This is a genomic window from Actinomadura rubrisoli (assembly GCF_004349215.1).
GTDB lineage: Bacteria > Actinomycetota > Actinomycetes > Streptosporangiales > Streptosporangiaceae > Spirillospora > Spirillospora rubrisoli.
This window is the reverse complement of record NZ_SMKU01000063.1, coordinates 12,786-34,022: the sequence shown is the minus strand read 5'-3', so window position 1 is coordinate 34,022 and position 21,237 is coordinate 12,786. Positions and strand designations below refer to the sequence as shown.

The window sequence follows — 21,237 nt, the reverse complement described above, 5'->3', positions numbered from 1 at the left end:
CCCCGGAACAGCCCTGCCTCCCGAGGGGGGACGACCCCCCACACCCCCCGAAACCGCCTTGGGGACGGCAGCGACCGGTTCCTGGTCGGGCTCGCCGTCCTCACCCTCCTGTCGGACCTCGCGGCCGACCGTCCCGTCCTGTTCCTGGTCGACGACGCGCACTGGCTCGACCCCGCCTCCGCCGACGCGCTCGTGTTCGCCGCCCGCCGCCTCGGCGCCGAGGGCGTCGCGATGGTCTTCGCCGCCCGCGAGGAGTTCGACGCCCGGGGCCTGCCCGAACTGCCGCTGGACGGCCTGGAGGACGGGGCCGCCGCCGCGCTCCTCGCCGAACGGGCCTCCGACCTGGCCGTCCCCGTCCGGAACCGGATCATCGAGGAGTCGGCGGGCAACCCGCTCGCCCTGCTCGAACTCCCCGCCGCCCTGGACCCCGGCGAGCGCACCGGAAAGGCCCCGCCCCCGGCCGCGCTGCCGGTCACCGGACGCGTGCTCGCCGCGTTCGGCGCACGCGTCGAACGGCTGCCGGAACGGCCGCGACTGGCCCTCGCGGTCGCCGCCGCCGAGGGCACCGGCGAGCTAGGCACCGTCCTGCGCGCCGCGCACAGCCTGGGCGCAACGGCCGGCGACCTCGACGCGGCCGCACGGGCGGGCCTGCTGCGGATCACCGGCGCCCACGTCGCGTTCCGGCATCCCCTCGTCCGCGCGGCGGCCTACCAGCGCATGCCGCTGACGACGCGCCTGTCGGTCCACACGGCGCTCGCCGAGGCGACGGACGGCGACCGGCGCGCCCTGCACCGCGCGGCGGCGTCGCCCGCGCCCGACGAGGACGTCGCCGCCGACCTCGAACGGGCCGCCGCCGCTGCCCGGGGCCGCAGCGCGCCCGCGACCGCCTCGTCCCTGTACGAGCACGCCGCCCGGCTCAGCCCGTCCCGGGACGACGGGACCCGCCGGCTGATCCGCGCCGCCCAGTCGGCGATCACCGGGGGCCGCACCGAGCGGGCGGCGGCCCTGGCCGAGCGCGCCGCCGAGCACGCGCGGGACGCGGGGCCGCTCGCGGAGCTGGCGATGGTCCGCGCGACGGCCGAGTTCGAGCGGGGCGCACCGGCCGGCACCGCCCGCTACCTGGCCGACAGCGCCGTGCCGATCGCCGCCACCGATCCGGGGCTGGCGCTGACGCTGCTGGTCATGGCGGCGGGCAACGCCTGGTCGGCGGGCGAGGACGGCGAGGTCCGCCGCGTGGCCGGGCTGGCCGCCGAGATCGGCGCCGCCGCCGTCGGCACCTGCGTCACCCGCGCCGCCGGCGAGACCGCCTCGGTGGCCGCCGCGCTGGTGGGCCTCGGACGGATCGCCGCTGGGGACGTCGCGTCCGGCGTCCCGCTCCTGCGCGGGGTGGTGGCGGCGTCGCGCACGGACCCCTTCGGCAGCCTCATCGCGCGGCTGTTCGTCCTGGCGCCGGCGCTGCTGCTCGGCGAGGACGAGGCGGCCGCGGAACTGGCCGCCGCCGACGCCGCGCTCGGCAGGCAGCGCGGCCTGATCGGTGCGCTGCCCACGACCTTGCAGGTCGTCGCGCAGACGCAGGTGGCGGCGGGCCTGCACCGCGACGCGGCCGCGACCCTCGCCGAGGCCGGGGAGCTGGCCCGCGAGACCGGCCAGCGGCACCGGGAGGGACGCCTGGCCGCTATCGCCGCCCGGATCGCCGCCGTCGAGGGCGACGAGGGACGGTGCCGCGAGCACGCGGCGGCCGCCGGACGATCGGTCGCCGAGGCGGCGGCCGCGGGAGCGTGCGCCCTGGGCCTGCTGCATCTCGGCCTGGGCCGCCACGACGAGGCGCTGCGCGTCCTGGACGAGGCCGCCTCCGGACCCGCCCGGCACACCGCCGCCGTGGTCTTCGCGTCCGCCGACCTGGCCGAGGCCGCCGTCCACGCCGGCGCCCCGCATCGCGCGGAGGCCGCCTGCGAGCGCCTCACCGAATGGGCCGCCGCGATCGACCGCCCGTGGGCGTCGGCCGTCGCGCTGCGCTGCCGGGCCCTGCTGTCGCCCGGCGAGGAGGCGTTCGCGGCGGCGATGCGCCTGCACGAGCAGGGCGGACGGCCGTTCGAACGCGCCCGGACCGAGCTGCTGTACGGCGAATGGCTGCGGCGGGCGCGGCGCCGCTCGGACGCCCGCGTCCCGCTCCGCTCCGCCCTGGCGGCCTTCGAGCGGCTCGGCGCCGTCCCGTGGGCCGGACGCGCCCGCGCCGAGCTGCGCGCGACCGGGGAGACCGCGCCCGCCCCGTCCGGCGGCGAGGACCCGCTGGACCGGCTCACGCCGCAGGAGCTGCAGATCGTCCGGCTCGCGGCGTCCGGGGCGAGCAACCGCGACATCGCCGCCCAGCTGTTCCTCAGCCACCGGACGGTGGAGTACCACCTCTACAAGGCGTACCCCAAGCTCGGTGTCGCCTCGCGCGCCGAACTGGCCCGCTTCGCCTGACCGCGCTCCCGCCGGACGGCCAGGTGGCCACTACCGTGGCGCCACGGATTCGGGCCCGTGCCCGCGCCGCCTAGCTTCGTGATCGTTGGTACGACCGATCAGGGAGCACGCGATGAGCAGAGTGATCGTTTTCGATGGGCCGGGCGGGCCGGAGGCGCTGCGTCTCGCCGACGTCCCCGAGCCGCAGGCGGGCCCGGGCCAGGTGCGGGTCAGGATCCGGGCGGCCGGCGTCCAGCCCTTCGACGTGGCGGTCGTCGGGGGCTGGCTTCCCGCGGGCGCGGACGCCGCATACCCGCGCACGCCCGGCAACGAGTTCGCCGGGGTGATCGACCAGCTCGGCGAGGGCGTCACCGGGTTCGCCGCCGGCGACGAGGTGCTGGGCTTCACCCTCCTGAACGCCTACCGCGAGCACCTGGTGATCTCCTCCGCCCAGGTCACCGGGAAGCCCGCCTCGATGCCCTGGGAGGTGGCGGGCGGTTTCACCGCTCCGGCCCAGACCGCGTACAACGCCTTGGAGGACCTGAACGTCGGGGCGGGCGACACGCTCCTGGTGCACGGCGCGGCGGGCGCGGTCGGCACGGTCGCGGTGCAGCTCGGACGGCTTTGGGGCGCCACCGTGATCGGTGCCGCCCGCGAGGCCCAGCACGATTACGTCCGGTCCCTGGGCGCCGTTCCCGTCGCCTACGGTGACGGTTTCACCGACCGTGTCCGCGAGCTCGCGCCCGACGGCGTCCACGCGTCCCTGGACGGTGTCGGCGGCGCCGCCCTGGACGCGACGCTGGAGCTGGTCAAGGACCGCTCGCGCATCATCACGCTGTACGACCACGACCGCGCGGCCGCCCTCGGCGTCCGCCTGAGCCCGGCCAAGCGCACGGCGGCGCGGCTGGCCGAGATGGCCGACCTGTACGCCCAGGGCAAGCTGAAATGGCACATCCATGGCAGCCTCCCCCTGGAGCGGGCCGCCGACGCGCACCGCCTCTACAAGGCGGGCGGAATCCGAGGCAAGATCGTCCTCGTAGTCGACTGACCTCAGGACCGGCGGGGCCGCTACCGGGACGGGTCGGCCTCCGTCTCGCCGCCGCTGGTCTCCGCCGGGCCCGGCTGCCGCTGCCCGGGACGCAAAGCCGCCTCGACGGCGTCAGTGCCGAGGCGGTCGGCCAGCGCGGCCAGGCCCTTGGCCCCGGCGGCGGCCTCCACCGGGGACCGCGACTCCTGCGCGTCGGCCAGCAGCGGGACGGCGAGCCGCAGCCCGGTGCCGGCGAGCACCGTCAGGGCGCTGGCGCGGATCAGCTCGTCGTCGTCGAGGGCCGCCAGCTCGGCCAGCACGTTCAGGTTCTCCACCGACACGACGCGGCCGAGGGCCGTGATCGCGTTGCGGCGCAGGTGCGGATCGCGCGCGGAGACGTCCCGCTCCCGGGCGATCTGGCGCAGCAGCGGGCTGTGCTCGTCGGTCAGCCGGGCGAGGTTCTCCTCGGCGACCTCGGGGTCGTGCGCCCGCAGCAGCTCGTTGACCTCCTCACGCGCACGCACGCCGGGGAGCCCCTCCCGGCTCACGAAGGTCGACGGACGCGTGGCGGGCTCTTCTTCCCGTCCAGCTCTCTCGCTCATACCTGCCGGTCCTCACGCGATGCGGACCCACCCGTGCCGGATGATCGTCCGGTACTGGGGGTCGTAGTTGAGATTGGTGTCGGTCGCGGTGCTGGAGGAGAGCATCAGGTTGCCCGCCTCGCTGACATGGACGAGCCCAAGGTAGTGCCCGACCTCATGGCCGATCAGCATGCCGAGGTAGGCGACGTTGAGGTGCCGGACGCCGGCGCCGTCGACGAAGCCGCTCTTGTCCACCACCACGCCGCTGTTGCGGCCGTCGTGCGAGGTCGGCCCGGGGATGGCGCCGGCCAGCCCGTCGAAGCCGGTGCCGGAGATGCTCGGCACCACGAACACGTCGATGAACCCGTTGTCGGGGCCCGACCACTGCTCGAACAGGTCGCGGGCCTCGGTCTCGGACGTGATGACGGTGAAGCCGCCGGCGCTCGCGTTGGAGATGAAGCGGCGGTCGACGGCCACCGTGACATCGCGGCGCTCGTAGATGGTGCGGGTCACGTCCACGGCGCGGTAGAGGTCGGTGTACTCCTCGTTGGTGAAGGACTCGGCACCGACCCGGGTGATGTTCAGACCGTAGGAGAACATCGTCCGCACCGTGATCTGGGCTTCGACGGTGCCCCCGGACTGGCGGGTCATGATGATCCGGACCGCCAGGTCCTCCCTGCCCTCCAGCTTGTTGAAGATGCCGCTGCCGCTGGGCGAGTTGAACGCGATCCAGCCCTCCCACGTGCTGTGCGCGCCCACGGTGATCGGGTCCGGAAAGCCCCCGGTGCCCTGTTCCACCAGCGTCCCGCCGCCGACCGGCCCGTCCCAGAACTCCCACCGGAAGTCCTGCCGCATGGCGACGGCGGCGGCGTCGCCGTTGCTGAGGGTCACGGTCATGTTGATCTGGTAGGAGTTCCCGGACTTCACCGCGCGGACGCTGAACGTCCCGGTCACGAAGTTGTCGCGCGGGGACAGCCGCATGCTGAACGGGTTGGACGGGAGCACGGCGACGCTGACGGTGAAGTCGGCCTGCGCCCCCGACTCGACGATGACACCGACGGTGAACGTCGCGGGACCGGGCGGCAGTGACTGGTCGGCGGTGAACTCCACGTCCGCGTATCCGCGGTCGTGGTCGTCGGCGCCGATCCTGCGCTCCACGACGAACGGTGTGCCCGCCCAGTGCGTGAGGACGCTGACCACCCCCTCGCCCGTCCCGCCCGCGAGGCGCACCCGCAGTTGGAAGGGCTGGTCGCTCATCACGCGTTCCACCGGCTGGACGTCGAGGATCGCGACCTGGCCGGGGGCGAGCCGTCCCCGGGCCTCTTCGGCCTCGACGGGCGGGGAGTCCAGCGGACCGTACCGGTTGATCGGCCTGTCCGGCGATTGACCTGCGGAGGCGGTGGTTTCCATGGCACTCCTCACTCCCTGTGGTTCGAGTATCAACCCTCCGGAACGGACGCGGACCCGCAGTGTCCGCATGCGGCCCCGGAAATCCGACCTGCCCTACCGCTCCACCTGCCCGTGGCGCTGCGCGTGTTCAATTGTGATCGGCGTCACGGGAACCCCCCGCGGTCCCGTGACAGGACAGGGTGTGGAGTTGTCATTGCGAGCCCGGCTGCGCGCCGGGGATCAGGACGCGTTCGCGGAGGTCTTCGACGAGCACGCGGCCGTGGTCTACCGCCATGCGGTCCGGGTGGTGGGTGACTGGGCGGCGGCCGAGGACGTGGTGTCGCTGACCTTCATGGAGGCGTGGCGGCTCCGGGAGGGGATACGCCCGGACGGCGAGAGCCTGCGGCCGTGGCTGCTGGGCATCGCGGCCAACGTGCTGCGCAACACCGGCCGGGCGGCCCGCCGGCACCGGGCCGCGCTCTCGCGGCTGCCGCGCGGCGACACGATGCCCGATTTCGCCGACGATCTGGTCGGGCGGATGGCCGACGCCGAGCAGCTCGCCGCCGCCCGGGCCGCCCTGGGCCGCCTGCGGCCGGCCGAGCGCGAGGTGTTCGCGCTCGTGGTGTGGTCGGGCCTTGACTACGCGGAGGCGGCGGAGGCCCTGGCCGTCCCCGTCGGGACGGTCCGCTCACGACTGTCCCGGGCCCGCAAGCGCTTGCGTGAGCTCACGGACGCGGACCTGCGCGCCCAGCGAACGCGCGCAGACCGGCGGGGAGACGGGGAGGGCGAAGGAAAAACGGAACCGAGCGTCCTGGACGGACAGCTGGATGGTGACCGCGCCAAAGCGGTCCGGTCGACTCAGGAGAGGCACCGATGAACGTCACTCCGCGGCAGGGCCCGGGCCCCGCCGAGCGCGAGGAGTTGGCGGGGCTACTGCCCGCCCCGGGCGACCCGGAGCTCTCCGACGGTCGCCGCCGCCTCCTCAAGGAGCACTTCATGCTGGAAATCCAGGGGTCCGACCCCGCCGCGGCCCCCCGTCCGCGCGCCCGCCGGCGCCGCCTCGCCGTCGGTGTCCTGTCGGCATCGGTCGCGGCCACCGCTGTGGCGGCCGGAGCGATCGTCGCGGTGGACGGCGGTGACGGCCCCAAGGCGGTGCCGTTGGTCGCCTTCGAAGGGGGCGCTCCGAAGAACGCGGTCGCGCTGCTGGACCGCGTGTCACTGGCCGCCGAGCGCAAGCCCGCCGTCGCCGTGGGCGACGACCAGTTCATCTACACCCGGACCAAGGGGATCTACACCGCGATCGGCAAGGAGCCGGGCAGGAAGAAGACGACGCAGCGGACCCCGGTGGTCGATGAGGTGTGGACCTCACCGCTGGCGACCGGTGTTGAGGGAATGATCCGCAAAAACGGCGGCAAGCCCACCGGAATCAGCGGAGACAATGTCTTCAGCTATAAGCGGCTGTTGACGTTCCCCACCGACCCGGCCGCGATCCTGCAGCGCATCTACAAGGAGCACAAGGGGCAGAAGGGATACGATCAAAGCAAGGAGGGCCTGGCTTTCGATGAGATCGGTCTCCTGGTCAATGGGAATCTGGTGCCGCCCCGCCTCGCGGCCGCCTTCTACCGTGCCGCGGCCAAGATCCCGGGTGTGGTGATGGTGCCGGACGCCGTCGACGCGGCGGGCCGCCACGGAGTGGCCGTCGCCAGGGTGCAGGGCCCCGTGCGGTCCGAGTGGATCTTCGACAAGAAGACCTTCGCCTACCTCGGTGAACGCTCCGTCCTCGTCAAGGACGGCGATCAGGGCAAGAAGGGAACCGTCCTCAGCCACAGCGCGCTTCTGGCGATCGGTGTGGTCGACAAACGCGGCCAGCTCCCGCGCTGAGCCCGATTCGCGTTGGCGTCCGATTCGGCGCGCCAACGCCTGTGCCCGGCTCCTGTCCGTTCGCGGGCAGGAGCCTGTCGGCTTTTATGCTCTCGCCTCCGAACCGGTGCCGCTGAGCCGTCTACGTCGAATCCCCCCTGAGACGGACGACATCCTCGCTTCACCGCCTTCCGGATTACGCCCGGGTCGTTCACCGGGTCGATCACCAGGCGGGACGTCGCTGGAAGGCTTCTCATAACGCGGCACTCACCTGTGAGGAGACGAGCGATGTCAGCCTTTTCCCAAACTTTCGGGCCCCACCGCGGCGGACGGGCGGCCGCCGGAATGGGCGCCGCCGCCGTGGCGGTGACCCTGCTGGCCGCACCGGCGGCGGCCACCGAAGCCGCGGCGCAAAAGCCCGCTCCCGGAAGCACCGCGAGAACGGCTGCGGCGGCCGTCAAGATGTCGCTTCCGGCGCCCACCGTGCGGCGCCCGGTCGGCACCGTCCCGCTGCATCTGATCGACCGGTCGCGCTCCGACTCCCTGGCGCCGTCCAAGCCGTATCGGGAACTCATGGTGAGCATCTGGTATCCCGCCCGGAAGGCGGACAGGCTGCCTCTGGCGCCGCAGATGCCGCCCCATGCCGCGGCCGACTTCGACCGGAACACGGCCGCCGATCTGGGCGTCGCGCCGGGCCAGGTGAACTGGGCGGCCACGATGAGCCACGCCCGCGTCGGCGCACCGCTGGACCGCGGGGCGGCGCCCCTTCCCGTCGTCCTCTACTCCCCCGGCCTGGACGGCCCGCGCGCCCTCGGCACCGCCCTGATCGAGGAGCTCGCCGCGCGCGGCTACATTGTCGTCAGCGTCGACCACACCTACCAGCCCGACCAGGTCGAGTTCCCCGGCGGACGGGTCGAGCGGGGGCGGCTCCCGCAGGACCCGTCCGAGGAGGAGTGGGACAAGCTGGTGAAAGTACTGGTCTCCACACGTGTCGCGGACCTGCGGTTCGTCCTCAACGAGCTGGCGCGCATGGACCGCGGGCACAACCCCGACGCCGGGGGCAGGGCGCTGCCCGCCGGACTGCGCGGCGCCCTGGACCTGTCGCGGACCGGGATGTTCGGCCATTCCTTCGGCGGTGCCATGGCCGCCCAGCTCCTAGCGGACGACCGGCGCCTCGACGCGGGCATCAACCTCGACGGCAACCTCTACGGACCGGTCGTTCAGAGCGGCGTGACCAAGCCGTTCATGCAGGTGGCGGGAGAGACGACGACCCGGGAGAGCGTGCCGAGCTGGAAGACGTTCTGGGACCGGTCGAGCGGCTGGAAACGCGAGGCGCGGTTCATCGGGACGCAGCACCTGTCATTCTGCGACGCCCAAGCGATGCTCCCCCAGATAGCCAAGGAACTGCCGAACATACCCGTCGCCGAAACCGTCGGGACGATCGACCCCGACCGCTCGATCGCGGCCCAGCGCGCCTACGTCACCGCGTTCTTCGACCTCCACCTGCGAGGACGGCACACGCATCTCTTCGACCGTCCCAGCAGCCGTTACCCGGAAGTGAAACTCATCCCCTAGAAGGCGCCAGGCTATTTGGGGATCGGTATCTCGATCTGCGGGAGGTCGGGAAGCGGCTCCCGCCATTTCCCTGACAGTAGGTCGCGGAAGCCGTCGTCGTAGGAGCCCCGCCAGTTGAACCCGGCCGTCCGTCCGCGCGGTGCCAGCGGGGCGCGGGCCTTCCATGCCTTGCGGCCGGCGAGTCTGGGACGTGACTCACGGTCGAACCGCCACCTTTCGCCCTCAAGCGGAATGTCGGCGAGCGGCGGGACCAGCGTCTGGAGAAGCAGGAGCGCCGAGCCGTTGGCCTGGCCGCGCGCACCGGCAACGGAGATCGTCCGGTGGATGCCGAAGGGCCGGGCCGGGACCTGCGGTCTCGGCCCGGCCCCGCGCCCGGGAGGGCTTGATGGGCTAGCGGGTCACCAGCGCGGGCGCCCCCAGGGTCTCGCTCTCGTCGGCGGGGAGCGGGCCGGGCTCGGCGCGGAGCCGGCTGCCGGCCCAGAAGCGCTGGACCGCGGCGCTCTCGTCGGCGTTGGGGTAGGGGTTCTCGCACCGTCCGCCCGCCATCACCTTGTCGCAGTTCCCGATGTCGCTCGGGTGCTGGAGGCTGAGGATGTGGCCGAACTCGTGGACGACCACGCGCAGCGGGCCGGCGCCGGACGACTTGATCTGGTTGCGGTAGAAGTAGATCTGCCCGCGGGTGCAGCCGACGCAGCTGGCCGTCCCGGGCGCAGACCCGTTCTGGGCGGTGGTCACCGAGATGCCGCCCTGCCCCGCGACCAGCTTGACGCTCGTGACGCGGGTGTTCCAGATCTCGGCCGCCTGGTCGACCAGGGGGCTGAGCTCGGCCGCCTTGCTGGCGTCGTAGTAGATGGTCCGCACCGCCACGGGCTGGGGAGCGGCGGTGGCGCTGGGCGCGCCGACCAGGACGAGGGCGGCGATGCCGCCGAGCACCGCGGTGATGAATCTGGTTGGGAACAACTCCGGCTCCTTTTTCGCTGGCGGGTGATGACCGGTTGGTTCCCCCCGATATGTCGATGTTCTGTGGCGCCGACCTGATGGAGAGTAGCCCCATAAAGCGCCGCGGTGAACATAATGAATCCGTATAACATTCTTTGATGGGCCGCATTCCGTACCGGCCGCGGGCCCATACTCGGCCCATGGAGCTGGAGGTCCGCCACCTGAGGATGATCGACGCGATCAGCGTCGAGGGGAGCCTCACCAGGGCCGCGACCAGGCTCGGGTCCTCGCAGCCCGCGCTGACGGCCCAGCTGCGCAGGATCGAGGACGCCGTGGGCGGCACGCTGTTCCACCGCACCTCGCACGGGGTGGCGCCGACGCCGCTGGGAGAGGCCGTCCTGGAGCACGCCCGGACCATCCTCGCCGACCTGGACGACCTGGCCCGGGCGATGCGCGCCCTGCGCGACCGGCCGCAGCTGCGCATCGGCGTCCTGCCCACCGCGCTGGCCGCGTTCCTCGGCGAGGCCGCGTCCACCGCCGTACCCGAGCGCCCGGTGGACCTGACCGTGGTGGAGAACCGGGCCGAGGCGGTCAACGCCCTGGTCGCCGGCGAGCTCGACCTGGTGGCGCACGTGGACTACCCCGGCCGGGAGTGCTTCGTCCCCGAAGGCGTCGCGCTGGTCGAGGTCGGCCGCGAGCCGGTCTTCGTGACGGTGCCGCCAGAGATCGACCACCAGGGCGTCGTCGAGCTGGCGCGGCTGGTGGAGTTCGTCTGGCTCACGGACCGGTATGACGGAGGGGAGTTCACCCGGCACGTCAGGGACGTCTGCGCCGCCGCGGGCCTGCGGACGCCGCTGATCCGCACCCCCGCCCTGCTCAGCGCCGCGCAGACGGTGCGGCGCGGCGATCCCGTGGTGACACTGGTGCAGGCGCTGGTCAGCCGCGGCGGCATGCCGGGCGCGGTGGCGGAGATCCGCGGCTCGCCGCTGAGGATCCGGCACGTGCTGCTGGCGTCCTCGCTCGCCCGCGCGCAGGCCGAGCGGATCTCCGCCGAGCTCGTCCGCGCGTACCGGCGAGCGGCGCGGAGCCAGTGCCGGGTGCCCGGCTGGTTCGACCGCCACCACGGCTGGCTGGGCTCGGCGTCACCCTGAGGGTCGGCGTCACCCTGAGGGCGTCGTCCGCCATTCCGGATGCCTGCCCAGCCACCGCTGGTAGTGCGGGGCCCGCTCGACCCGCTCGTGCTGGGCGACCACCAGCCGGGCGCGCAACCGGGCCACCTCGTCCGGGCGCAACGGACCGTCCGCCTGCCAGAACAGGCTCGTCCGCACCGCCAGCGGCGCGCCCGCGAGCGGCAGGAACGCGATGCCCGCGCGCGGCCGGGCACCGGGCATGGCCGGCAACACCACCCGGCCCATCTCGACCAGCCCGAACGCCGCGGCGAAGTCGACCGTCCGCACCCGCGCCCGCACTCCCGCCCCGGTGAGCACGTCCAGCAGGTAGGCCCGGCGCCGGTCCCTGACCGGCGTCACCGCCCAGGTGAGCCCCGCGAGGTCCGCGAGGTCCACCTCGCCGCGCTCCCCCAGCGGGCCGTCTGCGGCGACCGCCACGAACATCGGCTCGTGCGCGACCAGGGTGCGCCGTACGCCCGGCACCTCGGGGTGCTCGTGGCCGCGGAAGTCCGTCGCCAGGACGGCGTGCGCCCGGCCGTCGGCGACCAGGTCCACGGGCGCGGCGGACTCCGGCGCCGCGTGCACCTCCACCGCCCTTCCCAACGCCTCCGGCGCGAGGACGACGAGGTATGGATGCAGCGTGCTGGGGGTGCAGCTCAGCTGCAACGCCGTCCCGGCGGTCTTCAACCGGGCCAGCGAGTCGAGCACCCCTCGCGCGTGCGCGGCGACCACCTCCCCCAGCGGCGTGGGTGAGGCGCCCTGCGCTCCCCGCCGGAACAGGGCGCCGCCCGCGACCCGCTCGGCCCGGCGCAGGGTCTCCGACACCGTCGGCTGCGAGATGCCGAGCTGAGCCGCCGCCCCGGTGAGGCTGCCGCTGTCCACCAGAGCGAGGACCACGCGCAGGTGCCGGATCTCCAGTTCCACGGCCAGAGCCTAAGCGCGCTCAGGTGCGGCGCCTGCGGACCCCGAGCGCGATCAGGAAGGCGGCGGTGGTGGCGGCGGGTGCGATGACCACCGCCCAAGCCGCGCGGTCGTGCAACGGCGTGGTGTCGGCGAGGGTGAAGAGCGCGACGGCGGCGGTGACCGGCACCGTCCACACGAGCGGCGGGGCCTGCTGGCGCAGCCACGCACGCCGGTCGCTGGGAGCGGTCTCATGGAGTTCGACGGCCAGCAGGGCCAGGGTCACCAGGTAGGCGGCGCCGGTCAGGAGCAGGGTCGTCATCGGCGGGGGCCTGTGCGCAGCGTGTCGGGTCCCGTCCACGGGACGACGGGGATGCCCAGGTCGGCCATGCGGCGGACGAGGACGGCGCGCTCCAGTCGCCAGAGCCGCAGGGCCAGGTCGTCGGCCGCCACCGGGGGCTCCTCGCGGAGCACGTCCACGACGATCGTCTCGAAGCCGCGTTCCCGCAGGTTGCGGACCACCTCGATCGCGTCGTGGTCGAGCAGCGGCGAGAACACCAGGACCAGCGTGCCGGGCGGCAGCGCGGGAGGCGGGATGCGTGTCACGTGGGGCCGCCGGTAGCCCGGCTCGCGCCAGGCGTCCAGCACCGCCTCGACGATCCGGTAGAAGTGGCGTTCCCCGAGGTCGGGGCGCAGCCAGCGGATGCGGCTGCCGAGGACGACGATCCCGACCCGGTCCGCCCGGCGCAGCTGGGCCCGGACCACCGCGGCGGCGCCGCGCACCGCCCGGTCGAGCGTCGTGTCGCCCGGCGAGCCGGCCTCCGAGAGCGTGTCGAGCAGGACGACCACGTCGGCGGCCCGTTCGGCCGACTGCTGGTTCACGTGCAGCTCGCCGCGCCGGGAGCTGACCGCCCAGTTGACGCGCCGCGGCCGGTCCCCCGGGACGTACGGGCGGATCCCGGTGAACTCGACCGCCTCGGCGGCGACGCGGCTGATGTGATCGCCGATGCGCGCGAGCAGGTCCGCGGGGCGGACGCCGGACCGCGACGCGTCGGCGGCCGGGAAGACCCCGAGCTCTCCGGCGGGGAGCGACAGCACCGCCCGGCGGGTGCGCCCGGCTCCCAGGCAGGTGATCTCGATCGTCCCGACGGACCGGCGGCCCCACCGCTCGACGCCGACCGTCCAGGTCGCCTCGGCCCACGAGCCGTCGGTCACGGTGACCGCGCCCGGGCCGAGGAGCTTGACCGATCCGGGCACGAGGGTGAGGCCGAGCTGGTCGAGCCGGTCGGCGGCGCGCACGACCAGGTGCAATTCCACGGTCTCGCCCTCGAAGCACCGGTCGGTGCTCAGGCGCCACTCCGCGTCCAGCGTGGAGACCGCGGGACGCCGGGCGGCGGCCAGCAGCACCAACGGAGGCACGGCGACGACCAGGGCCGCGCCCTCCGCGGTGACCAGGGCCGCGACGATGGCCAGGAGCGCGACCAGGGCCAGCCGGACCGCGTGCGGCGAGGCACGCCAGTGGAGGGTGTGCCGGTTCATCGGACGGTCTCGACGCGGGGCGCGGGAACCTCGTCGAGGATCTCGGCGACGAGGTCGTCCCCGGTGACGCGGCGCACCCACAGCTCGGGACGCGGGCTGATGCGGTGCGCGAGGGCGGACACGGCGATGCCCTTGACGTCCTCGGGGACGACGAAGTCGCGCCCGGCGAACACCGCGCGGGCGCGCGCCAGCCCCACGAGGCCGAGGCCGCCGCGCGGGCTGGCGCCCACCAGCACCTGCGGGTGGCCGCGGGTCGCGGCGAGCAGCCGGACGACGTAGGCGAGCAGGTCGTCGTCCACCTCGACGCGTTCGAGGGCGTCCCGCATCGCCAGGACCCCGGCCGCGTCGGCCACCGGTTCGAGCCGAGGGGGCCGCCCGCCCCCGGCGAGGCGGCGGCGCAGCAGCTCGGTCTCGTCCTCGGCGGGCAGGTAGCCGACCCGCACGCGCAGCAGGAACCGGTCGAGCTGGGCCTCGGGCAGCGGATAGGTGCCCTCGTACTCGATCGGGTTGTCGGTGGCCAGCACGACGAACGGGCGGGGCAGCGCGTGCGTCACGCCGTCGATGCTCACCTGGCCTTCGGCCATGGCCTCCAGCAGCGCCGCCTGGGTCTTGGGCGGGGTGCGGTTGATCTCGTCCGCGAGGAGGAGGTTGGTGAAGACGGGCCCCGGCCGGAACTCGAAGTCGCCGGCGCGCGGGTCGTAGACGGGCGCGCCCGTCACGTCCGCGGGCAGCAGGTCCGGGGTGAACTGGATCCGGGTGAAGCCGAGCCCGAGGACCGTCGCGAACGAGCGGGCGACCAGCGTCTTGCCGAGCCCGGGTAAGTCCTCGATGAGCACGTGCCCGCCCGCGAGGATGCCGCACAGGATCTGTTCCAGGACGGGGCGCTTGCCGACGACGGCGCGCTCCACCTCGTCCAGGACGAGCCGCGCCTGCTCCCCCGCTTGTCCGGGGCTTAACGTCATGTCTCCTCCAGCCTTTCCACGAGGCGGCGCAGGACGTCGTCGCCGACCCCGCGCCGCCGATCGTCTCCGGCACCGGCGGCGGCCGGGTCGAAGAAGGGCCACAGTTCGGGGCCCACGATGTCGCGGGCGAGATCGGGCCGCGCCGCCATGTCGACGCCGCGGCGCTCCAGCAGCCGCTCCGCGAGCAGCCGCGACAGGAGCGGGCGCACGATCCGGTCGTAGTGCGCCTGGGAGGTGCCCGCCCACCTGAGAGACGACTCGATCTTCCGGTACGTGACGAACGCGGCGAGCGGATCCGGCGCGGGCGCGTCATGCCCGGCCTGGGGCCGGGGCGCCCGCACGACCGTCAGCCAGGCGGCGGCCATCGCGACGACCGCCAGGCCCGTCGCCGCCGCCAGCGCGCCCTCCGCCCCGGCCGCCACCGCGCCGACGCCGACGGCCACCGGCACGCCCAAAGCGACGAGGTGGACGCGGTTCACGGCACCTCCCCGAGCACACCGCCCAGATCGTCGCGGACGGCGGCGAGGGCCTCCCGCGCCCGCCGCACGTCGTGTTCGGTGACGGTGTGGCGGCTGAAGCGGGCCCGCCGGAACAGCGCTGTCAGAGTCTCGGCGTCCTCACCGCGGATGAGGCCCCCGGCGGCGGCTCTGGTGAGCACCTCGGCGGGACTGTCGGACGGTCTGGGCCCGGCGCCCGCCTGGGCGAGGGCCTGTTCCATCGCCGCGTAGCAGGCGATCACGGCCTCCCGGGGAGCGCCGCCGCCGCGCAGCGCGTATCCGGCCGCCTCGACGGCCGTCCGCAGCGCGGCCGAACGGGACTCCTCGCCCACCGGTTCCGCCTCACGGCCCCGCCGCCGGCCGCGGTGACCGAGCACGGCGATCACGACTCCGACGATCACAGCGGCCAGGGCCGTCCCCACCAGCAGGGCCCCGAGGGGAACCGTCCCCGACAGGTGCGGACGGGGCGACTCGGTGACCGGAGAGACGGAGACCGATGGCGTCGGCTTCGACACCTCCCCGCAGCCCGGAGCAAGGCCCTCCTCGCATTCGACGGACGGCGACGTGGAGGGCCGCGCGGAGATCATCACCACCACGGCGACGGCGCCGAACGCGGACGTGGAGAAGGCGAGGGCCGCGCGCCTCGACCGCACCGTCCTCGCCAGGACCAGGTAGGCGGCCACCCAGCAGGCGACCACCAGGACCAGCGCACCGCCGACCGCCCCATCGGACCGGTCGGCGGGGACACCCGGGACGCCGTGGTCGCGGCGCAGCGCGAAGGCGAGCCCGGCCAGCACGAGAAGAACTCCGACCGCCGTGAGCCGCCGGAGATCGATCCGGCCGTTGCCACGAAGCATGTCGCCCGCTCTCGCCGCGGCCTCTCCCGTCCCCGATTGTGCCGACATGATCGGGAGGCCGGGCGGGCGAGGGCTGGCCGGTCCTGGCCGATGGCCCTCAGCCGCCTACGTGCGCGCCGAACGGTTCAGCAGGGCGGTGGCGATGGCGACCTGGACCGGGTCCAGCGCGGTCTTGCCGTCTTCGATGTCCCACAGCGAGTTCTGCAGGACGCGGCCGAGCGTCCAGCCCGTGGCCCGCTGCCGGTCCAGACCGAGCACCTCGGTCAGCAGATCGAAACGGCGGAGCACCGCGCGCCCGGTGTCGCCGGTCGCCAGCACCTCGTCCCACCGGTTGTCCAGCGCCGGCAGCAGGTCGAATCCGGGATCTCCGGCCAGCGGTTCGGCGTCGATGGCCAGCCACGGCTCCCGCTCCCCCGCCAGGACGTTGTCGTAGTGCAGATCCCAATGCAGCAGGCGGTCGCCGGACTCGCCGATCAGCTCGTCCACGGCGGACGCGCAGGTCCGCACCAGACGCCGCTCGGCGGGGTCGCGCAGCGCCGGCACCGCCCGCGGGACCTCGTCGAGCATGGCGGCCGCGATGTCGGCCAGCCGCCGCATCCCCGCCGGGGCCGGCACCGAGGTCAGGCGCGCCATCAGCTCGGCCAGCACCTGCACGGCCGCGTCGTCGTCCGCCATCGAGGACAGCGGCCTGGTCGCGTCCAGCCGCTCCAGCAGCTGGGTGCAGCTCTCGGCGTCATCGTCGAGCAGGCGCACGATGCCGTCGCCGTCCCACGCCCGCAGGCCGGCCGCGACACCGGCGGTCTCCTCCCGGAGCTGCTGGAGCTTGAGGACGGCGGGCGTCCCATCGGCCCGGAGCACGGGCAGCACCAGCGAGGCCATGCCATAGGCGGCCGGGCCGTCGCGCCGCAATCCCCAGCGTTCCAGGAACTCGCCCCCGAGGCGGGGCAGCTCGGCGACCCAGGCACGCGCCTCGACACTGTTCCCGCCATACGCCGCGGCGAACGCTTCGGGGACGTCGATCAGAGTCGGGGTGCTCAAGGAAAGGGTCTCCTTCGCCTGGTCTCGGGTGCTCGGTCACGGCCAAGCATGCCTGCTCGGCCGAACGCGTCCCCACCCGGGGCCTCACGGCGCGACGGTGTCAGCCGGGCGAACCGCCTCCTTCCATGCCTCTGGCGTCATGCCGGTTCCGGTGTTGGACGAGAAGTGGCGCGAGCCGCGCCCGTCCCCGGGCGCAACGGCTCTTGATCGTCCCCGGGGGGACCTCCAGCATCTGCGCCGCGTCGTCCACGGAGCAGCCCATCAGGTCGACCAGAACCAGTGCCGCGCGCTGCTCGACCGGCAGGTGCAGCAACGCGGCGCGGACATCGAGGGACACCCCGTGCGCGTCGGTCGGGTCGGGCATCTTGGGCGCGGCGGCTTCGAAGGTGGCGTCGTCGCCCATCGGCGTCGCCGGACGGACGGACTTGCGCCTGATCCGGTCCAGGCAGGCGTTGACCACGATCCGGTGCAGCCAGGTGGTGACGGCGGCGTCACCGCGGAACCGTCCGGCGGCCCGGAACGCCGAGAGGCAGGCGTCCTGCAGTGCGTCGGCCGCCTCCTCGGGATCCCCGAGCGTCCGCAGCGCCGCGGCCCACATCCGGTCGCGGTGCCGGTGCACCAGTTCAGCGAACGCGTGCGGGTCCCCCTGGACGTGCCGGGCGATGAGCTCCTTGTCGGGCACCTCGTCCACACGCGGCCGGGCAAGCAGCGTGTGCTCGGTCACGGAGGACCTGCTTGAAGCAGGGACGGGCCGGCTGCCAACGACGGGCACACCACGAACCGGCCGTGAGAAGACCATCCGTGCCGCTGGCGCACTCTCCTCGTTGACGGAGGGGGCGGGGTCGATTGACCAGGTTTGGGCCTGGTGGACGGTCTGGGCCAGGCGATCGGCCACCACCGCGTCGGTGATGTGCGCCTCGACGACCGCGTCGATGGCGTCCAGGTAGTCGGCCATCTCTCGGGCCGCGCCGTGCCGGGAGGCATCCTCAGGGACATGACCGGGGTCGGTGTTCACAGCGTGTCCTCCTCCCCAGGGTCCGGCGGTGGTGACGCGGGCTCGTGGTTCAGCAGCGGTTTGAGTTTGTCCCGGGCCAGTTGGAGGTTCTTCCGGATAGTGGCCGGCTTCTTGCCGAGGAGCTCGCCGATCTCGGCGGTGCCGAGACCGTCCAGCACGCAGTCCATCACCTCGCGCTGCGCCGGGGTGAGCAGCGCCAGCAACGGCTCGATGGCCTGCTCGTCCTCCCACACGCTGAGCGCATCGTGCGTCTCCGCCTCGGCCACGGCGCAGCCGCCTTCGATCATTCGACGCAGATGCCTGCGGTCCCGTTCACGGGGGCCGATGAAGTTGCTCCACAGCGCCTTGCGCGCCCACGCGCGCGGATGGGCGATCAGCCGGCCGGCCATGACGTGCGTGAGCAACTCGGTGAGGGTCGCCTGCGCGGCGTCCTGCGCCTCGTCAAGAGTCGCCCCTTTGACCAGAGCCACTTTGACCAGGGCGCGGAACTCGCTCGGATACAGGTCCGAGAACCACCGGGGAACCTGCGGCTGCACGGCCGAAGGCGAGCCCTGTGCCGGGCCGGGCGGTGGTCTGGAGCGTTCGTCGTGCACCAGCTGCCTACCCTCCAATCTCCAAGGAGGCTTTGGGTGCTCTCACTTTTCCTTGCGGCGCCTCCGGCCGGAGCCTGAATCGGGCACAAGGGCTCCGGCCGGAACCAGTCATCACCGCTTCCTGACCACCAGGACGGCCAGCACCAGCGCGGCCGCGCCCGCCAGCACCGTGACCGCCAGCGAGCCGGTGGTGACATACGCCCCGCCGATCGCCGCGACCACCCCGTTCACCAGCATCAGAACCCCGGCCACATCCCGCGACGGCCCTCGCCCTTCCGGGCCGCGCGAGACGATCTCGTCCTGGTCCACAGCGGCGTCCTCTCCTCGTCGTTGTCTCTCAACGAAGGTGGCTGACCCCGCACAGACGTGAAAACCGCAGCTCATAGGGGTCCGCCGACGGGTCCGAGGGCCGCGCTGAAGGCGATCGCGAACGGCGGGCTGGCCGCGGTCGCCGTCGAACCGCTGGCGCGGACGCTCGGCGTGACCAAGGGCAGCTTCTACGCGCACTACCGGAACCGGGACGAGCTGATCACGGCGGCACTCGCGGAGTGGGTGCGAAGTCACGGCGACGAGGGGCTCACCGAGTTCGCCGTGATCGCCGATCCGGCACGGCGGCTGCGCGAGCTGCTCACCGCCGTCGTCCAGGCCGTCCAGCCGCTGGCGCCGTCGGTGCACCTGAGCCTGCTCGGCGACCGCAACGACCCCCGGGTCGGGGACGCGGTTCGCCGGGTGAACCAGGCTCGGCTGGAACTCCTGGCCCGTACCTACGGCGAGCTCGGCCTGCCGCCGGACCGGGCGGCGTCCCGGGCACGGGTCGCCTACGCGGCCATCCTCGGACTCTTGCACCTGGCACAGACCGACCCGGACGCCTCGCACTCCGCCGTACTCGCCGACGAGGCGACCGCCATCTTCCTGCCGTCATGACGCTCCACGCCGGCTACGGCGGCGGGTGGTGGTCAGGCGATGAGTTCGGCGGCGAGCTTCTCGATGCGGGTGCGGATCTGGTCACGGATGGGGCGGACGGCGTCGACGCCTTGCCCGGCGGGGTCGTCGAGGGTCCAGTCCAGGTAGCGCTTGCCGGGGAAGACCGGGCAGGTGTCGCCGCAGCCCATGGTGATGACGACGTCGGATGCCCGCACGGCGTCGGTGGTGAGGACCTTGGGGATCTCGGCGGAGATGTCGATGCCCTCTTCGGCCATGGCCTGCACGACGGCGGGGTTGACCTGGTCGGCGGGCGCCGATCCGGCGGAGCGGACCTCGACGGTGTCGCCGGCGAGGTGGGTGAGGTAGGCGGCGGCCATCTGAGAACGTCCGGCGTTGTGGACGCAGACGAACAGCACGGTGGGCTTGTCAGGCATCAGAGTCCTCGCGGGTCGGGCGGAATGAGCAGGTCGGTGACGAGCATCGGCCACAAGGCGGTCATTCTCGACTCGCCTTACCTTGCGCGGAGGACGGGAACCGGCGGCGTAGCCGCAGGGACACGTACACCAGGGCGACCAGGACGGGGACTTCGATCAGCGGCCCGACGACTCCGGCGAGGGCTTGCCCGGAGGTGACGCCGAAGGTGCCGATCGCGACCGCGATGGCCAGCTCGAAGTTGTTGCCGGCGGCGGTGAAGGCCAGGGTCGCGGTGCGCGGGTAGGGAAGCCGGACACCCCACCCCAGAGCGAAAGCCCCGACCCACATCAGCGCGAAGTAGGCCAGCAGCGGGACGGCGATGCGGACGACGTCGGCGGGCTGGGAGGTGATCGTCTTCCCTTGCAGGGCGAACAGGACCACGATGGTGAACAGCAGCCCGTACAGCGCGACCGGGCCGATGCGCGGCAGGAACCGCGCCTCGTACCACTCGCGGCCGCGGGCCCTCTCGCCCAGGCGCCGGGTGAGGTAGCCGGCCAGCAGCGGGACGCCGAGGAACACCAGCACGTTGACCACGATCTTGCCGGTGGAGAAGTGCACGTCGTCGGTGTCCAGGCCGAGCAGGCCCGGCAGCAGGTGCAGGTAGAACCAGCCGAGGACGCCGAACGCGGCGACCTGGAACACCGAGTTGAGCGCGACCAGCACGGCGGCGGCCTCGCGGTCGCCGCAGGCCAGGTCGTTCCAGATGATGACCATGGCGATGCAGCGGGCCAGCCCCACGATGATCAGCCCGGTGCGGTACTCGGGCAGGTCGGGCAGGAAGACCCAGGCCAACGCGAACATCACCGCCGGGCCGACGAGCCAGTTCAGTACCAGCGAGGAGAGCATGAGGCGGCGGTCGCCGGTGACGGTGTCGAGCCGGTCGTAGCGGACCTTGGCCAGTACCGGGTACATCATGACCAGCAGGCCGAGCGCGATCGGGACCGAGATCCCGCCGATCTCCACCTTGCTGAGCGCGTCGTCCAGGCCGGGGACGGCACGCCCGACGCCCAGCCCGAGCGCCATCGCCGCGATGATCCACACCGGCAGGAAGCGGTCCAGGTGCGACAGGCCGGCGACCACGCTGGGCCCATCGCGGCCGGCGGTGGCGCGCGCCTGTTTGAGGCTGGTCACGTGCAGGGCCTCTTTCGCTCGTTCGCGGCCACCTGCCGTGCGGCCTCGGCCAACCCCGCGAGCTGGGCCGCGGCATCGTCCAGCGCCTCGGGACGCAGCCGGTAGTAGGTGAAGCGGCCACAGGGCTCGGTGTCCACCAGCCCGGCCTCACGCAGCGCGCGCAGATGATTGGAGATGTTGGTCTGCCTGGCCCCGGTCTCGGCGACCAGGTGGCAGGTGCACAGCGCCTCACCCGCCAACAACTGCACGATGCGGGCGCGCAGCGGGTCGGCCAGCGCCCGAAGCACATCATTCTCGACTGACATCACCATGGGCTAATACG

23 protein-coding genes are annotated in these 21,237 nt (G+C 73.3%); 7 read left to right on the top strand and 16 right to left on the bottom strand.

Annotated elements, in window-relative coordinates:
• Window positions 1-2,466, top strand: a 2,466-nt coding sequence (locus E1298_RS14970; protein WP_131893511.1) for a helix-turn-helix transcriptional regulator, incomplete at its 5' end; no start/stop codon positions are given.
• Window positions 2,467-2,578: 112 nt separating this feature from the next.
• Window positions 2,579-3,493 carry an NADP-dependent oxidoreductase gene (locus tag E1298_RS14965; RefSeq protein ID WP_131893509.1) on the top strand — a complete coding sequence of 305 codons (915 nt, stop codon included), beginning with the start codon at window positions 2,579-2,581 and terminating at the stop codon, window positions 3,491-3,493.
• A 20-nt stretch (window positions 3,494-3,513) separates the two neighbouring features.
• On the opposite strand, the gene E1298_RS14960 is transcribed toward E1298_RS14965, so the two are convergent.
• On the bottom strand, window positions 3,514-4,074 hold the full coding sequence (locus tag E1298_RS14960; protein WP_131893507.1) for a HEAT repeat domain-containing protein: 561 nt from the start codon (window positions 4,072-4,074) through the stop codon (window positions 3,514-3,516).
• 12 nt (window positions 4,075-4,086) lie between these two features.
• Complete coding sequence (locus tag E1298_RS14955; protein ID WP_131893505.1) at window positions 4,087-5,463, bottom strand: zinc metalloprotease; 1,377 nt, start codon at window positions 5,461-5,463, stop codon at window positions 4,087-4,089.
• Window positions 5,464-5,644: 181 nt separating this feature from the next.
• Between E1298_RS14955 and E1298_RS14950 the strand changes: the two genes are divergently transcribed.
• The 3 genes from E1298_RS14950 (at window position 5,645) to E1298_RS14940 (ending at window position 8,877) form a co-directional block, all read left to right on the top strand.
• The gene (locus E1298_RS14950; RefSeq protein ID WP_131893503.1) at window positions 5,645-6,319 is read left to right on the top strand and encodes an RNA polymerase sigma factor; all 675 of its coding nucleotides are present in this window, start codon (window positions 5,645-5,647) and stop codon (window positions 6,317-6,319) included.
• A complete protein-coding gene (locus E1298_RS14945; protein WP_131893501.1) occupies window positions 6,316-7,323 on the top strand; it encodes a CU044_5270 family protein in 1,008 nt (335 codons plus the stop codon). Before E1298_RS14950 ends, E1298_RS14945 begins: the two co-directional genes overlap by 4 nt.
• 267 nt (window positions 7,324-7,590) lie before the next feature.
• A complete protein-coding gene (locus E1298_RS14940) occupies window positions 7,591-8,877 on the top strand; it encodes an alpha/beta hydrolase family protein (protein WP_243725595.1) in 1,287 nt (428 codons plus the stop codon).
• A gap of 390 nt (window positions 8,878-9,267) precedes the next feature.
• On the opposite strand, the gene E1298_RS14935 is transcribed toward E1298_RS14940, so the two are convergent.
• A complete protein-coding gene (locus E1298_RS14935; RefSeq protein ID WP_165975466.1) occupies window positions 9,268-9,837 on the bottom strand; it encodes a snapalysin family zinc-dependent metalloprotease in 570 nt (189 codons plus the stop codon).
• Between the two features lie 137 nt (window positions 9,838-9,974).
• Between E1298_RS14935 and E1298_RS14930 the strand changes: the two genes are divergently transcribed.
• Complete coding sequence (locus E1298_RS14930) at window positions 9,975-10,967, top strand: LysR family transcriptional regulator (RefSeq protein WP_131893497.1); 993 nt, start codon at window positions 9,975-9,977, stop codon at window positions 10,965-10,967.
• A 9-nt stretch (window positions 10,968-10,976) separates the two neighbouring features.
• Here the strand turns inward: E1298_RS14930 and E1298_RS14925 are convergent, their stop codons facing one another.
• The 10 genes from E1298_RS14925 to E1298_RS14880 all read right to left on the bottom strand — a co-directional run bounded on the left by E1298_RS14925 (window position 10,977) and on the right by E1298_RS14880 (window position 18,695).
• Window positions 10,977-11,909 (bottom strand): LysR family transcriptional regulator, encoded by a 933-nt coding sequence (locus E1298_RS14925; RefSeq protein ID WP_131893495.1) that lies wholly within the window; start codon window positions 11,907-11,909, stop codon window positions 10,977-10,979.
• Window positions 11,910-11,928: 19 nt separating this feature from the next.
• A complete protein-coding gene (locus tag E1298_RS14920; RefSeq protein ID WP_131893493.1) occupies window positions 11,929-12,207 on the bottom strand; it encodes a hypothetical protein in 279 nt (92 codons plus the stop codon).
• Window positions 12,204-13,424, bottom strand: coding sequence for a DUF58 domain-containing protein (locus tag E1298_RS14915; protein WP_131893491.1), 1,221 nt, complete (start codon window positions 13,422-13,424; stop codon window positions 12,204-12,206). Before E1298_RS14915 ends, E1298_RS14920 begins: the two co-directional genes overlap by 4 nt.
• Entirely contained in the window at window positions 13,421-14,386 is a 966-nt protein-coding gene (locus E1298_RS14910; protein ID WP_131893489.1) for an AAA family ATPase, read from the bottom strand. Before E1298_RS14910 ends, E1298_RS14915 begins: the two co-directional genes overlap by 4 nt.
• Window positions 14,383-14,865 carry a hypothetical protein gene (locus E1298_RS14905; protein WP_131893487.1) on the bottom strand — a complete coding sequence of 161 codons (483 nt, stop codon included), beginning with the start codon at window positions 14,863-14,865 and terminating at the stop codon, window positions 14,383-14,385. The genes E1298_RS14910 and E1298_RS14905 overlap by 4 nt, the downstream gene beginning before the upstream one ends.
• On the bottom strand, window positions 14,862-15,740 hold the full coding sequence (locus E1298_RS14900) for a DUF4129 domain-containing protein (protein ID WP_165975465.1): 879 nt from the start codon (window positions 15,738-15,740) through the stop codon (window positions 14,862-14,864). Before E1298_RS14900 ends, E1298_RS14905 begins: the two co-directional genes overlap by 4 nt.
• Before the next feature lie 105 nt (window positions 15,741-15,845).
• Window positions 15,846-16,778, bottom strand: a complete 933-nt coding sequence (locus E1298_RS14895; protein ID WP_131893483.1) for an aminoglycoside phosphotransferase family protein — start codon at window positions 16,776-16,778, stop codon at window positions 15,846-15,848.
• 100 nt (window positions 16,779-16,878) lie between these two features.
• Window positions 16,879-17,487: an RNA polymerase sigma factor SigM gene (sigM, locus tag E1298_RS14890; RefSeq protein WP_243725597.1), complete on the bottom strand. Its 609-nt coding sequence runs from the start codon at window positions 17,485-17,487 to the stop codon at window positions 16,879-16,881.
• A gap of 302 nt (window positions 17,488-17,789) precedes the next feature.
• Entirely contained in the window at window positions 17,790-18,386 is a 597-nt protein-coding gene (locus E1298_RS14885) for an RNA polymerase sigma factor (RefSeq protein WP_165975464.1), read from the bottom strand.
• A 111-nt stretch (window positions 18,387-18,497) separates the two neighbouring features.
• Complete coding sequence (locus tag E1298_RS14880) at window positions 18,498-18,695, bottom strand: hypothetical protein (RefSeq protein ID WP_131893479.1); 198 nt, start codon at window positions 18,693-18,695, stop codon at window positions 18,498-18,500.
• 57 nt (window positions 18,696-18,752) lie between these two features.
• Here E1298_RS14880 and E1298_RS14875 point away from each other — a divergent pair, with 57 nt between their 5' ends.
• On the top strand, window positions 18,753-19,310 hold the full coding sequence (locus tag E1298_RS14875) for a TetR/AcrR family transcriptional regulator (RefSeq protein ID WP_131893477.1): 558 nt from the start codon (window positions 18,753-18,755) through the stop codon (window positions 19,308-19,310).
• A 32-nt stretch (window positions 19,311-19,342) separates the two neighbouring features.
• Here the strand turns inward: E1298_RS14875 and E1298_RS14870 are convergent, their stop codons facing one another.
• The 3 genes from E1298_RS14870 to E1298_RS14860 form a co-directional block, all read right to left on the bottom strand.
• Window positions 19,343-19,744, bottom strand: coding sequence for an arsenate reductase ArsC (locus tag E1298_RS14870; RefSeq protein ID WP_131893475.1), 402 nt, complete (start codon window positions 19,742-19,744; stop codon window positions 19,343-19,345).
• Window positions 19,745-19,805: 61 nt separating this feature from the next.
• The gene (arsB, locus tag E1298_RS14865) at window positions 19,806-20,807 is read right to left on the bottom strand and encodes an ACR3 family arsenite efflux transporter (protein ID WP_243725596.1); all 1,002 of its coding nucleotides are present in this window, start codon (window positions 20,805-20,807) and stop codon (window positions 19,806-19,808) included.
• Between the two features lie 104 nt (window positions 20,808-20,911).
• Window positions 20,912-21,226: an ArsR/SmtB family transcription factor gene (locus E1298_RS14860; protein ID WP_131893471.1), complete on the bottom strand. Its 315-nt coding sequence runs from the start codon at window positions 21,224-21,226 to the stop codon at window positions 20,912-20,914.
• Between the last annotated feature and the right edge of the window lie 11 nt (window positions 21,227-21,237).